The sequence below is a fragment of the Thauera sp. genome (assembly GCF_035444905.1).
Classification (GTDB): domain Bacteria; phylum Pseudomonadota; class Gammaproteobacteria; order Burkholderiales; family Rhodocyclaceae; genus Thauera.
Map to the genome: position 1 here is coordinate 17,674 of NZ_DAOMPS010000035.1, position 12,634 is coordinate 30,307.

At 66.7% G+C, this 12,634-nt stretch carries 11 protein-coding genes; 8 read left to right on the plus strand and 3 right to left on the minus strand.

Going from position 1 to position 12,634, the window contains the following annotated elements; genetic code table 11:
* Positions 1-110: 110 nt before the first annotated feature.
* The 3 genes from PLC66_RS14975 (at position 111) to PLC66_RS14985 (ending at position 3,310) form a co-directional block, all read left to right on the plus strand.
* Positions 111-2,009: a DUF294 nucleotidyltransferase-like domain-containing protein gene (locus tag PLC66_RS14975; protein WP_324541805.1), complete on the plus strand. Its 1,899-nt coding sequence runs from the start codon at positions 111-113 to the stop codon at positions 2,007-2,009.
* A complete protein-coding gene (locus PLC66_RS14980) occupies positions 2,006-2,650 on the plus strand; it encodes a 3'-5' exonuclease (protein WP_324541807.1) in 645 nt (214 codons plus the stop codon). Before PLC66_RS14975 ends, PLC66_RS14980 begins: the two co-directional genes overlap by 4 nt.
* Before the next feature lie 105 nt (positions 2,651-2,755).
* Positions 2,756-3,310: a C40 family peptidase gene (locus tag PLC66_RS14985; RefSeq protein ID WP_324541809.1), complete on the plus strand. Its 555-nt coding sequence runs from the start codon at positions 2,756-2,758 to the stop codon at positions 3,308-3,310.
* A 103-nt stretch (positions 3,311-3,413) separates the two neighbouring features.
* On the opposite strand, the gene PLC66_RS14990 is transcribed toward PLC66_RS14985, so the two are convergent.
* A complete protein-coding gene (locus PLC66_RS14990; RefSeq protein ID WP_324541811.1) occupies positions 3,414-3,746 on the minus strand; it encodes a DUF2325 domain-containing protein in 333 nt (110 codons plus the stop codon).
* Between the two features lie 125 nt (positions 3,747-3,871).
* Between PLC66_RS14990 and PLC66_RS14995 the strand changes: the two genes are divergently transcribed.
* Entirely contained in the window at positions 3,872-4,882 is a 1,011-nt protein-coding gene (locus PLC66_RS14995) for a Fe(3+) ABC transporter substrate-binding protein (RefSeq protein ID WP_324541813.1), read from the plus strand.
* A gap of 29 nt (positions 4,883-4,911) precedes the next feature.
* On the opposite strand, the gene PLC66_RS15000 is transcribed toward PLC66_RS14995, so the two are convergent.
* Entirely contained in the window at positions 4,912-7,017 is a 2,106-nt protein-coding gene (locus tag PLC66_RS15000) for a sensor domain-containing diguanylate cyclase (protein ID WP_324541856.1), read from the minus strand.
* 143 nt (positions 7,018-7,160) lie between these two features.
* The gene (locus tag PLC66_RS15005) at positions 7,161-8,822 is read right to left on the minus strand and encodes an ABC transporter permease (RefSeq protein ID WP_324541857.1); all 1,662 of its coding nucleotides are present in this window, start codon (positions 8,820-8,822) and stop codon (positions 7,161-7,163) included.
* 130 nt (positions 8,823-8,952) lie between these two features.
* On the opposite strand from PLC66_RS15005, the gene PLC66_RS15010 reads away from it, so the two are divergent.
* The 4 genes from PLC66_RS15010 to PLC66_RS15025 are packed head-to-tail and all read left to right on the plus strand — an operon-like array spanning position 8,953 to position 12,582.
* Complete coding sequence (locus PLC66_RS15010; protein WP_324541815.1) at positions 8,953-10,062, plus strand: ABC transporter ATP-binding protein; 1,110 nt, start codon at positions 8,953-8,955, stop codon at positions 10,060-10,062.
* Positions 10,059-10,766: a leucyl/phenylalanyl-tRNA--protein transferase gene (gene aat, locus PLC66_RS15015; RefSeq protein ID WP_324541817.1), complete on the plus strand. Its 708-nt coding sequence runs from the start codon at positions 10,059-10,061 to the stop codon at positions 10,764-10,766. The genes PLC66_RS15010 and aat overlap by 4 nt, the downstream gene beginning before the upstream one ends.
* Before the next feature lie 28 nt (positions 10,767-10,794).
* On the plus strand, positions 10,795-11,520 hold the full coding sequence (locus tag PLC66_RS15020; RefSeq protein ID WP_324541819.1) for an arginyltransferase: 726 nt from the start codon (positions 10,795-10,797) through the stop codon (positions 11,518-11,520).
* Between the two features lie 45 nt (positions 11,521-11,565).
* A complete protein-coding gene (locus PLC66_RS15025) occupies positions 11,566-12,582 on the plus strand; it encodes a quinone-dependent dihydroorotate dehydrogenase (RefSeq protein ID WP_324541821.1) in 1,017 nt (338 codons plus the stop codon).
* The last annotated feature ends 52 nt before the right edge of the window (positions 12,583-12,634 follow it).

The window sequence follows — 12,634 nt, forward strand, 5'->3', positions numbered from 1 at the left end:
CGCACCGAGCTGCGCCCAAGGCGCTGTTCATTAATGAGGTTTTGCATGCGATAAGGCCACCCGCCGGGCGCCCCCGTATAATCGCGGGATTAGCCCGACGACCGCCCGTCATGACCGCCACCGCCGCCAACCTGCTGCAGGGAGCCAGCACCGACTTCCTGCGTAACTTCTCGCCCTTCAACGGCATGGAGCCCGAAGCGCTCGCCTTCCTGGCCGAGCATGCCGTACTCGCTTTCCACCCCCGCGGCAGCGACATCCTGACCCCCGAGATGGGCGTACCGAAGCACTTCTACATCGTGCAGCGGGGCAAGGTGCAGGCGCGCCAGACCCGCGGGGCGGTCGTCACCGAATATGCCAGCCTGGCGCTCGGGCCCGGCGAGTGCTTCCCGATTGGTGCCATCTCGGCACGTCGCCCCTCGACCAACGCCTACGTCGCCGCCGAGGACAGCTTCTGCTTCCACATCAGCGCCGACGACTTCCTGCAGCTGATGCAGATGAGCCGGGTGTTCCACCTGTTCTGCACGCACTACATCGCCAGCCTGCTCAACCAGTCGCGCCAGCAGTTGCAGACCACCTTCGCCCAGCGCGCGGCCGAGCAGCAGACGATGACCACCTCGCTCGCCGAGCTCATCAAGCAGGAGCCCTTCTCGGTCACCCCCGACACGCCCACGCGCACGGCGCTCGAGCGCATGAGCGAGCTGCGACTGGGTTGCATCGTGGTCGTGGACCCGGACAAGCATCCGGTCGGCGTGCTGACGCAGAGCGACTTGCTGCCCAGGGTGATCCTGGCCCGCTTCGACCTCGACCGACCGATCGGCGAAGTGATGACGGCCAACCCGCACCAGCTTCCGGCCAGCGCTTCGGCCTACGACGCCGCGCTCGAGATGGCCACCCACGGCGTCCGTCATCTGCTCGTGATCGCCGCCGACGGCCGCCTCAAGGGCGTGGTGTCCGAGCGCGACCTGTTCTCGCTGCAGCGTATCAGCCTGCGCCAGATCCGCGCCGGCATCGAGAACGCCGCCGATATCGAGGCGCTGCAGCGCGCGAGCAAGGACATCCGCCAGCTCGCCCTCAACCTGATCGCGCAGGGCATCGGTGCCGAGCAGCTCACCCAGTTCATCTCCGCCCTCAACGACGCACTCACGCGCCGCATCATCGAGCTTGCCCTTGCCCGCCACGACCTCAACGGCATCGACTTCAGCTGGATCGCGTTTGGTTCCGAGGGGCGGCACGAGCAGACCCTGTCCAGCGACCAGGACAACGGCATACTGTGGCGCTGCGCCGAAATGGACGACTGCGATCGCACCCGCCAGCGCCTCGTCACCTTCGCACGCGACGTCAACCAGGACCTCGCCGCCTGCGGCTTCCCGCTGTGCAAGGGCGACATCATGGCGAGCAACCCCGAGCTGTGCCTGACGCTCGAGGAGTGGAAATCGCGCTTTGGCGCCTGGATTCGCGAGCCCGACCCCCAGGCCCTGCTCAACGCCTCGATCTTCTTCGATTTCCGTGTGCTGTACGGCAGCGAGCGGCCGGCGAACCAGTTGCGCGCCTGGCTCAACAAGACCGTCAAGGGCAATTCGACCTTCCTGCGCATGATGGCCGTCAACGCGCTGCAGGTGGTGCCGCCGCTGGGCCGCATCCGCGACTTCGTGCTTGAGGACGACGGCACCATCGACCTCAAGAAGTCTGGCGCCCGCCTGTTCGTGGACGTCGCGCGCATCCTCGCCCTGCGAACCGGCGTGGACTCCAGCAGCACCGTGCAGCGCCTGCGCCAGGCTGCCGGGCGCATGGGCGTCTCGGCCGACGAGGCCGCCGCGATCATCGACGGCTTCAACTTCATCCAGTTACTGCGGCTGCGCTCGCAGCACCTCGAGACCGAACATGACGCCCCCGGCGACAACCGCATCGACCCCGACTCGCTCAACGAGCTCGACCGCCGCATCCTCAAGGAAGCCTTCCGCCAGGCCCGCAAGCTGCAACTGCGTCTGAAGCTGGACTACCAACTATGACCGGCTGGCTGTCACGATTGATCTCGGCGCGCAGCGGGCGTCAGGCGCTCAGCGCCGAAGCGGCCGAGACCCTGCAGAAGTGGCAGGCACTCGCCGAGCCCGATCTCACCCACGCGCACTTCGAGACGCGCTACGCGGTGATCAACACCGAGGCCAGCGGCCTCGACCTCGAGCGCGATCGCCTGCTCGCGGTCGGTGCCATCGCCGTCGACTGCGGGCTCATCCACCTCGACGCCGCCTACTACGCCAAACTCGAGCCGGCTCCCGCCGACACCCTGAGCGCCCTGCTCGGCTTTGCCGGCAAGAGTCCGCTGGTCGTCTTCAATGCCGCCTTCAACCGCAACATGCTCGAGCGCGCCCTGCAGGAGCAGCTTGGCCTGAGCACCGAGCACTTGTGGCTGGATCTGTACTTCCTGCTGCCCACGCTGTTCCCGGAGCGTTTCGAGCGTCCGGTGCGCCTCGCCGACTGGATGGCGAGCTTCGGCATCGAGACCTTTCAGCGTCACCATGCACTCGGTGACGCCTGGGCGATCGCCCAGCTTTTCCTTGCGGCCCAGGCCCGTGCCCTGTCGATCGGCCTGAACACGGCCCCGGCGCTTGCCGAACAGGAGCGGGCCTACCGCCAGAAACTGAAGACCTGAGCGCGGCCCGGTGGCGCCACGCAATGGCATGCAGACCGGAACAAAGTCCTGGAAATCAGACATTTCCTGTTTACAAGTTCCATTCGCCTGCGTATATTCCGCCGAATGTTTTTGCGCCGCCCCGCCCTCTTCCTGCTGTTGACGCTGGTGTTTTCGCCACTTGCCGCCCAGGCGGTGGAAACGGCCAAGCCCCTGCCGCAGGTGAAGACGGAGCGCTCGGCCTTCGACGAGTACGCCAATGCTGCAGAGCAGCTTGTCGATGAGGCCTTGTCCTACCTCGGCATCCGCTATCGCTTCGGCGGCACCTCGCCCGAGACCGGGCTGGACTGCAGCGGACTGGTGCTCAACGTGTTTCGCAACGCCGTCGGCCTAGACCTGCCCCGTACCGCGCGCGAAATGGCCAAGCTCGGCGACAATATCGGTCGGCAGGAGCTCAAGCCCGGCGACCTCGTGTTCTTCAACACCATGCGGCGCACCTTCTCCCACGTCGGCATCTACCTCGGAGACGGCAAGTTCGTCCACGCCCCCTCCAGTGGTGGCAAGGTCCGCGTCGAAAGCATCGCCACGCGTTACTGGGCCCAGCGCTTCAACGGCGCTCGCCGGCTGGTCGACGACACGAGCATGGTCGGAAATGGCGCAGCCCTGAGCGCGCTGCGCTGATCGCGACCGAAAACGCGCAACGCACACCGGACCTGCCCCCCGGTCGCCACGCCCTGCCAATGCGCGGGGCTTTTTTTCGTCCGCAGTCCATGGCAAAGGCCGCTCAACGTCCGCCTCGAGCCCGGCGCGGACATTCGCTGCAAGGCCGCCTGTCGAGCCGTTTGTCCAGGGCCTGCTGCAAGGCGCAGGTCGAGCGCCGGCAGCACACGAACATCACGCCCTCACGACTGGCCGCCTCGCGGAAACGCTGCATGACGTTGTGGCCGAGGAAATCGGTAAACAGGATGACCATCCCAATGCCGCTCGGCAGCGCGGTGGAGCGGCGCTGATGGCTTGTGTCACGGCCACTGACGTGCGCGGCAATGCGGATCCCGAAGCCACCCAGGACGTCCGGGATATTGCCGAGACGATCGGCACCGACCAGCAGTGCATCCATGCAAGACTCCTTATTGCGAACTATTCGCATTCATAGTGAACAAAATACGAGTCATTTGCAACTGCGAATCTTTATCGTTATGATCCGCGCACTCCCCACACAACCCTCACAGGCCCTTATCCATCATGCAGAAAGTCGTCCTTGCCACACTGGTCTCTGCCCTCAGCATCGCCGCAAGCGCAAACGCTGCCGAACTCAACATCTACTCGGCGCGCCACTACCAGACCGATGAACAGCTCTACGGCAATTTCACGCAGCAGACCGGCATCAAGATCAACCGCATCGAGGCAAAGGAAGACGAACTGCTCGAGCGCATCCGCACCGAGGGCGCAAACAGCCCGGCCGACATCCTGATCACCGTGGATGCCTCGCGCCTGGCCAAGGCCGACGAGCTTGGCATCTTCGCACCGGTGAAGTCGGCCGAACTCGAGGCCCGCATCCCCGCCCACCTGCGTGCCGAGAACTGGTTCTCGTACTCCACCCGCGCGCGCGTCATCGTCTACAACCCCAGCCTGGTGAAGGCCGAGCAGGTACAGACCTACGAGCAGCTTGCCGACCCCGCCCTGAAGGGCCAGGTGTGCACCCGCTCGGGCAGCCACCCTTACAACCTGTCGCTGGGCGCGGCGATGATCAAGCACAATGGCGCGGAAGCGACGGAAAACTGGGCCCGCGGCATCGTCGCCAACTTTGCGCGTGCGCCCAAGGGAGGCGACACCGACCAGATCCGCTCGGTCGCCGCGGGCGAATGCGGCGTGGCCATCGCCAACAGCTACTATCTTGCGCGCCTGATGAACTCCGAGCGCGCTGAAGACAAGCAGGTGGTGTCCAACGTCAAGGCCGTGTGGCCCAACCAGAACAGCTGGGGCACCCACATCAACGTCTCGGGCGCCGGCATGCTCAAGCACGCCCCGAACAAGGAAGCGGCGGTCAAGTTCCTCGAGTATCTGGCCTCGGACGATGCACAGGCCTACTTCGCCAATGGCAACAACGAGTGGCCGGTGGTCAGCACGCTCAAGGTGGATAACCCAGCATTGAACGCGCTGGGTGAGTTCAAGGCCGACACCCTCCCGATCGGCGAACTGGCGGCCACCGTCGCCGAAGCACAGCGCATCTTCGACCGCGCCGGCTTCCGCTAAGCAAGGCGCGCGCTGCTTCGAGCAGCGACTCAGGCTCCACCGCTCACCGCCCCGGCATCGCCCGATGCCGGGGCGGTGTCGCGTCCGGGCGCCAGCACGACCCGATTGCGCCCGCCGTGCTTGGCCGCATAGAGCGCCTGGTCCGCCCGCGCATAGGCCTCCTCGTAGCCCTCGTCGTCCGCGTGCAGCATGGCGGCGCCGATGCTCACCGAGAATGCGAGCGGTCGGGCCTCGAAACGGGCTGGCGTATCCGCCACCACACGCCGCAGGCGCTCGGCCACACGCATCGCACCGAGCGCATCGATGCACGGCAGCAGCACGGCGAACTCCTCGCCCCCCATGCGAGCGAAGACATCCGCCTCGCGCAACTGCGCATTGACCACAAGCACGAAATGCCGCAGCACCTCGTCGCCGGCCGCATGGCCGTAGGTGTCATTGATGCGCTTGAAGAAATCCAGGTCGAGCAGCAGCAAGGCCGCCTGCGACTGCTGGCGGCGTACCCGTCCGAGCTCGCCACGCACCATCTCGGTGAAGTGGCGCCGGTTCCACAGGCCGGTCAGCGGATCGCTGGTGGCGAGCTGGAGCAGGCTCTCCTCCATCGCCTTGCGTTGCGAGATGTCCTGATGGATGCCCACCACGCGCAGCGGCTCGTCCCCCTCGCCGCGTTCCAGCACCCGTCCCGCCGCCAGGATCCAGATCCAGCGCCCGTCGCGATGCTTTAGCCGATACTCGGCCCGGTAGGCATCGGTCTCACCGCGCAGATGGGGCTCGAGGGCGTCGCGGATGTCGCGCCAGTCGTCCGGATGCACCAGGCCCTCCCAGGTCGCTGCGATCGGCGGCAGCTCATCGACCTCGTAACCGAGCATGCGACACCAGGTCGGGCTGAACAGCGACTTGCCACCAGGCACGTCCCAGTCCCACAAGCCGAGTTCCGCACCCTCTAGCGCGCGCATCAGGCGACGTTCGCGCTCGGCGATCTGCTCGCGCACCTTGCGCCGTTCGGTGAAATCGCGGCTGACACGGATCTCGCCGAGGCATTCGCCTTCCTCGTCGCGGTAGGGGGTGCGCAAGGTGTCGAACAGGCGCAAGGCCCCGTCCGGGCCTTCAAGCCATTCCTCATGATGCGCCGGCGCGCGCACCACCTCGACATCGCGCTCGGCGCCGGCCAGCCCGCGGCGGCCAGCGAAGACTTCGCCGTCACGCCGGCCGAGGACCTGCGCTTCGCTCACGCCGTAGGCCTGTGCGAAGGCCTTGTTGCAGCCCAGGTAGCGCCCATCGGGATCCTTGAAGGCGATCAGGTCGGGCACCGAATCGATCAAGCCGCGCAGCAGCGCCCGCTCGCGGGCAAGCTGCGCCTGCGGCTCGCGCACCCCCGACACGAAGACTGCACGATAGACCATCGCGCAGGCCGCCAGCTTGTACGCATGACCCGCGACATTGAAGAAGTCGCTCACCTCGACGTAGCGCGTGAAAAACAATTCGGCGAGCGCGAGCACCCAGGCCGCTGCCGCGAGCCACAGCAGGGACGCGTTGTGCTCCTGACGCGCACGCCGCGCGAGCAGCACGGCCGCAAGCACAAAGAGGCCGGCGAGCAGGTACTCCGCCCGGACCTTGAACTCGGTCATTCCCTGCCCGTCGATGAAGGTTCGCGGCAGGCGATCCTGGTGCGCGAGCACGACCCAGGTCCACAGCAGCGCCAGCGCCAAGGCGGCCGTGGTCACGCCCTTCGCCCGCGCACCCGACCAGCGTTCCTGCGGCATGAAGGCGAACACCATCAGGCCCACCGCCATCACCAGGCGCGCCATGAGCCAGAACTGGATCGCCTTGTCGGCATCGTTCGGCGTCACGAACACCGGCATGCCCTGGTAGGACAGCGTATGGCCGAGGTCGATCAGGCCAACCGCCAGGAACACCGCCCCCAGCCACACCAGCCGCCCTCCGGCGATCATGCGGCGCAGGTTCCAGCCCAGCGCGAACACCATGCCCGCCACCGCGATCGAGAAGAATTCGAGCGCGGTATGGAGCGCCAGATAGTGCTCGGGCGCCGAGAACAGGGGCAGGGGCGGCAACAGGCCGCTGAGCAGAAAGACGACGCTCAATCCGATCGCCCATTGCAGCGGTCGATTCGAGAGCATGGGAGACAAGATGGCCTCCGGGGCGGGGGATGGCTGCGTGCGCACGGACGCGATTATCCCTCATCCGGATCACCACATAGCGTGGCTTCAGCGCCGTCCTGAGGCAATTCTCACGCCCGCCGCAGGGCCTGATCGCGGCACGCCTACTTGCGCCTGACGCGCAGGATCTGGCGCGAGATCAGGAACATCGGCAACAGGCCGACGGCGACGATGATCAGCGCCGCCGTGGACGCCTCGGCGAGGCGTTCGTCTGCGGCCAGGGTGTGGGCCTGGGTGGCCAGGGTGTCGAAATTGAAGGGCCGGATCACCAGCGTGGCGGGCAGCTCCTTCATCACGTCCACGAAGACCAGCAGACCGGCGGTGAGCAGACTGCCCCTGAGCATGGGCATGTGCACCCGCGCCAACGTCGCCCACTTGCCGAAGCCGAGGCTGCGCGAGGCGTCGTCCATGCTGGGCGTGATCTTGCCCAGGCTGGAGTCCACCGCCTGCAGCGCCACCGCCAGAAAGCGCGCGAGATAGGCATAGACCAGGGCGGCGATGCCGCCGGTCAGGATGAGGCCGGGATTGCTGCCGAACGCCGTCTCCCAGGACTGTGCGAGCCAGTTGTCGAGGCGGGTGAGCGGAATCAGCACGCCGACCGCGATCACCGAGCCCGGCACCGCATAGCCCAGCCCCACCACCCGGTTGAGCGCCTGCGGCAGGCGCGAGCGGGCCAGCCGCGCCGCATAGGCGAGCAGCACTGCGAGCAGCACCGCGATCAGCGCCGTGACCGCTGCCAGCACGAAGCTGTTGCGCGCAAGCTGCAGGAAGCGCGGACCGAACTGCGCATCGCCCTCGGCGAAAGCCATCTGCAACAGCAATCCGGCAGGCAGCAGGAAACCCAGCAGCAGCGGCATGAAACAGGCAAATGCGGCGAGCAGACCCAGCGGTAGCGGCAGGCGCAGGCGTACCGGCAGGATCTGCTGGCGCGAGGTGTTGTTGAAACGGGCACGCCCGCGCGAGATGCGTTCGAGGGTCAGCACCAGGATCACGAAGCTCAGCAAGGCGGCCGACAGCTGCGCCGCAGCGATGCGGTCGCCGAGCGAGAACCAGGCCCGATAGATGCCCGTGGTGAAGGTCTGCACCCCGAAGTAGGACACGGTGCCGAAATCGGCCAGCGTCTCCATCAGGGCCAGCGCCGTGCCGGCCACCACCGCCGGCCGCGCGAGCGGCAGCGACACGCGGAAGAACGAACCCCAGGGCCCGAGGCCGAGCGAGCGTCCGGCTTCGAGCATCCCGCCCGCGCGCTCGAGAAAGGCGGTACGCGCGATCATGTACACATAGGGATAGAGCACGAACATGAACATCGCCACCGAACCACCGACGCTGCGCACGTCCGGGAACCAGTAGTCGCCCCGCCGCCATTCGAAAGTTTCGCGCAACCAGCTCTGCACCGGGCCCACGAACTGCAGGAAGTCGGTGTAGACGTAGGCCATCACATAGGCGGGCATCGCCAGCGGCAAGACCAGCGCCCATTCGAAGAAGCGCCGCCCGGGAAAGTCCAGCATCGTGGTCAGCCAGGCCGAGGTGACACCGATGGATGACACGCCCAGCCCCACCCCGATGCACAGCACCACGGTGTTGAAGACGAACTCGCCCAGCACGGTGTCGGCGAGGTGTGACCAGGTCTCGCTGGTGCCGCCGATGAACACGTTGGAAAACACCGACAGCACCGGTGCGGCAATCAAGGCAGCGATGAGCACCGCCGTCAGTGTCAGCGTCGACCAGTGCAGTCGTGCCCTGCCCTGCCCTCCCGTACCCTTCATCATTTGTCCGTTGTCATGGGGTGCTGCAGATGGCGCGCCCGCTCGTGGAGCAGAATTATAATTGATCGCATTTGGAACGCCCCGGTGCAATAATCATCCGAGCAAAAAAACCCGCGCACAGGCCCGCCCCATGTCCCACCTCCAACTCGATGACATCGATCTCGCCTTCGGCAAGCACATGATCGTGCGCAAGCTGTCGCTGCGACTGGAAAAGGGCCGCATCGGCTGCCTGCTGGGTCCGTCGGGCTGCGGCAAGACGACGGTGTTGCGCTGCATTGCCGGCTTCGAGCGCCTGACGGCGGGCGCGATCCAGCTCGATGGCGTCACCGTCGGCACGCCGAGCCACAGCGTACCGCCCGAGCGCCGCCGCATCGGCATGGTGTTCCAGGACTACGCGCTGTTTCCGCACCTTTCGGTCGCCGACAATATCGCCTTCGGCCTGCGCGGTGAGAGCACCGCAAGCAAGCGCCACCGGGTGGAGGAATTGCTGGGCCTGGTCGGCCTGCGCGAGCACGGCGCGAAGTACCCGCACGAGATGTCCGGTGGCCAGCAGCAGCGCGTCGCGCTGGCCCGCGCGCTGGCGCCGAGGCCGAGCCTGCTGCTGCTCGACGAGCCGTTCTCGAATCTCGACGTCGACCTGCGCGAACGCCTGTCCTACGAGGTGCGGGACATCATCAAGGCCACCAACACCACCGCGATCCTGGTCACGCACGACCAGCACGAGGCCTTCGCGGTCGCGGACGAGATCGGGATCATGTACGAGGGCCGCATCCAGCAATGGGACACGCCCTACAACCTCTATCACCGGCCGATCAACCGCTTCGTCGCCGATTTCATCGGCCAGGGCGTCTTCCTGCGCGGCCGCGTGCTCAACGACCGCCAGGTGCGGGTCGAGCTCGGCATTCTCAACAGCGCGGTGCCGCTGGTGTGCGGCGACGACTGCGGCGGCTGCACCCATGGCAGCGATGTCGACGTGTTGCTGCGCCCGGACGACATCGTGCACGACGATGCCAGCGCCTTGAAGGCGGAGGTCGTGCACAAGGCGTTTCGCGGCGCCGAGATCCTCTATACCCTTCGCCTGAGCAGTGGCTCCCGGGTGCTGTCGCTGGTGCCGAGCCACCACAACCACGCCATCGGCGAGCGCATCGGCATCCGCCTCGGGGTCGATCATGTGGTGACCTTCCAGGACGAGAGCACCGGGCTGAACCTCGCCGCCCACCCGGAAGCCGTGGCGGCATGATCCCCTGGCTGGGCGAGGAACCGGCCTTTCCGCCGGTGGATTGCGCACTGGCCGAACCCAACGGCCTGCTCGCGGCAGGCGGCGAGCTCTCGCCGGAATGGCTGCTCGCGGCCTATCGGCGGGGCATTTTTCCCTGGTTCAGCGCCGGTGAGCCGATCCTGTGGTGGAGCCCCGATCCACGCCTGGTGCTGCTGCCCCACGATGTCCACATCAGCCATTCGCTGCGCAAGACCCTGCGCCGCCGGCGCTTCGATGTGCGGGTGGACAGCGCCTTTGCCCAGGTGCTGCGTGGCTGTGCCGCGCCGCGACCGCCGGCCAACGGGACGTGGATCACCCCGGCCATGCAGGCCGCCTACTTGCGCATGCATGAACTGGGTCATGCGCACAGTGTCGAATGCTGGCGCGAGGACCGCCTGGTGGGCGGCTTGTACGGCATCGCGATCGGGCGGGTGTTCTTCGGCGAGTCGATGTTCTCGCGCGAGACCGACGCTTCCAAGGTCGCTCTTGCGCATCTCGCCCGCCTGCTTGCCGAACGCGCTTATGGCATGATCGATTGCCAGATGACGACGTCTCACCTGCAGTCCATGGGTGCGTGCGAGATGCCGCGCGCAGCGTTCTCGCGGGCCCTGGCAAGGTGGGTGGACGAGGGGCCGCCCGCTCAACGCTGGGCGGCCGATGCAGCAAGCTCGTTCGACTGGACCTGAACACACCCCGAGCCGCCTAGACCACGCGATGCAAAAGGACTACCCCTACGCGCTGATCCAGTTCTATGCGACGGCGCCCTACGCCTGCTCCTACCTGCCCGATCGCAGCGCCCGTTCACAGGTCGCCACGCCGGGGCATCTGATCGACCCGCAGGTCTACAGCGAGCTCGTGCGCCGCGGCTTTCGTCGCAGCGGGGTGTTCACCTACCGTCCCTACTGCGACCACTGCCATGCCTGCGTGCCGGTGCGTATCGCCGTGGACGCCTTCCGCCCCGATCGCAGTCAACGCCGCGCGTGGACCAAGCACGCGGTACTCCAGGCGGGAGAGCGTCCGCTCGAGTTCTTCGAAGAGCATTACCTGCTCTATCAGCGCTACCAGGCGGCGCGCCACTCGGGCGGCGGCATGGACCTCGACAACCGCGAGCAATACAGCCACTTCCTGCTCCAGAGCCATGTCGACACCCGCCTGGTCGAATTCCGCGAGGATGGCGTGTTGCGCATGGTCAGCGTGATCGACCGCCTGTCGGACGGCCTGTCGAGCGTGTACACCTTCTACGAGCCCGAACTGCCCCGCAGCGCCCTCGGCACCTACGGCATCCTGTGGCAGATTGACGCCTGTCGCCGGCTGGATCTGGCCCACGTCTATCTCGGCTACTGGATCGCCGAGAGCCCGAAGATGGCCTACAAGTCGCGCTTTGGTGCACTCGAAATCCTGCGCGACGGCGAGTGGCAGCCGTTCCGGCCGCCGGGCTGAACGGCGCGCCTCGCCGCATGCACGGCGAATCGCTACAATCCGCCGATGCTCTACGACATCGCCCGCCCGCTGCTGTTTTCGCTCGATCCCGAAGACGCCCACGAACTCGCGCTCCACGCCCTGCATTACGCCGGCAAGCTGCTGCCGCCCGCCAAGCCCGCCCCCGCCACGCCGGTGGAGGTGATGGGCCTCACCTTTCCCAACCGCATCGGCCTTGCCGCAGGGCTCGACAAGAACGGGGAGGCGATCGACGGGCTAGCCCATATGGGCTTCGGCTTCATCGAAATCGGCACCATCACGCCGCGCGCGCAGCCGGGCAACCCGCGGCCACGCATGTTCCGCCTGCCCGAGGCGCGCGCCATCATCAACCGCATGGGCTTCAACAATCACGGTGTCGATGTCCTCATCGCCCATGTCAGGGCGGCCAAGTACCGCGGCATTCTCGGCATCAACATCGGCAAGAACTTCGACACCCCGATCGAGCGCGCCGCCGACGACTATCTCGCCTGCCTCGACAAGGTTTACCCGCTGGCGAGCTACGTCACGGTCAACATCTCCTCGCCCAACACCAAGAACCTGCGCCAGCTGCAGGGCGAATCCGAACTCGACGACCTGCTCGGGCGCCTCAAGGCGGCGCAGACGCGGCTTGCCGACACGTACGGGCGCTACGTGCCGCTCACCCTCAAGATCGCGCCCGATCTCGACGAACCGCAGGTCATCAACATTGCCGACGCGCTGCGCCGCCACCGCATCGACGGCGTGATCGCCACCAACACCACGATCGCACGCGACAAGGTGCAGGGCTTGCGCCACGGCAACGAGCAAGGCGGGCTATCGGGTGCGCCCGTGCTCGAAGCCTCGACCACCGTGGTCCGCCAGCTGGCCCAGGCCCTTGGCGGCGAGCTGCCCATCATCGCCGCCGGCGGCGTGCTCGAGGGGGCCGATGCCCGGGCCAAGCTGCAGGCCGGCGCCGTGCTGGTGCAGCTCTACAGCGGGCTGATCTATCGTGGTCCAGCACTGGTGCGCGAATGCGTGCGCGCCACGGCTGACCAGCCAGGCTGACCGCAGGGTCCCGGCGTTACAATTTCCGCCATCCACACCTCGTGAATCGTCC

What these genes read in the sequence shown, in the direction of transcription:
- PLC66_RS15005 (WP_324541857.1), bottom strand. Translation starts at nt 8,822, where the DNA reads ATGAAGGGTACGGGAGGGCAGGGCAGGGCACGACTGCACTGGTCGACG.
- PLC66_RS14990 (WP_324541811.1), bottom strand. Translation starts at nt 3,746, where the DNA reads ATGGATGCACTGCTGGTCGGTGCCGATCGTCTCGGCAATATCCCGGAC.
- PLC66_RS14980 (WP_324541807.1), top strand. Translation starts at nt 2,006, where the DNA reads ATGACCGGCTGGCTGTCACGATTGATCTCGGCGCGCAGCGGGCGTCAG.
- PLC66_RS14975 (WP_324541805.1), top strand. Translation starts at nt 111, where the DNA reads ATGACCGCCACCGCCGCCAACCTGCTGCAGGGAGCCAGCACCGACTTC.
- PLC66_RS15010 (WP_324541815.1), top strand. Translation starts at nt 8,953, where the DNA reads ATGTCCCACCTCCAACTCGATGACATCGATCTCGCCTTCGGCAAGCAC.
- PLC66_RS14985 (WP_324541809.1), top strand. Translation starts at nt 2,756, where the DNA reads ATGTTTTTGCGCCGCCCCGCCCTCTTCCTGCTGTTGACGCTGGTGTTT.
- PLC66_RS15025 (WP_324541821.1), top strand. Translation starts at nt 11,566, where the DNA reads ATGCTCTACGACATCGCCCGCCCGCTGCTGTTTTCGCTCGATCCCGAA.
- PLC66_RS14995 (WP_324541813.1), top strand. Translation starts at nt 3,872, where the DNA reads ATGCAGAAAGTCGTCCTTGCCACACTGGTCTCTGCCCTCAGCATCGCC.
- PLC66_RS15000 (WP_324541856.1), bottom strand. Translation starts at nt 7,017, where the DNA reads ATGCTCTCGAATCGACCGCTGCAATGGGCGATCGGATTGAGCGTCGTC.
- PLC66_RS15020 (WP_324541819.1), top strand. Translation starts at nt 10,795, where the DNA reads ATGCAAAAGGACTACCCCTACGCGCTGATCCAGTTCTATGCGACGGCG.
- aat (WP_324541817.1), top strand. Translation starts at nt 10,059, where the DNA reads ATGATCCCCTGGCTGGGCGAGGAACCGGCCTTTCCGCCGGTGGATTGC.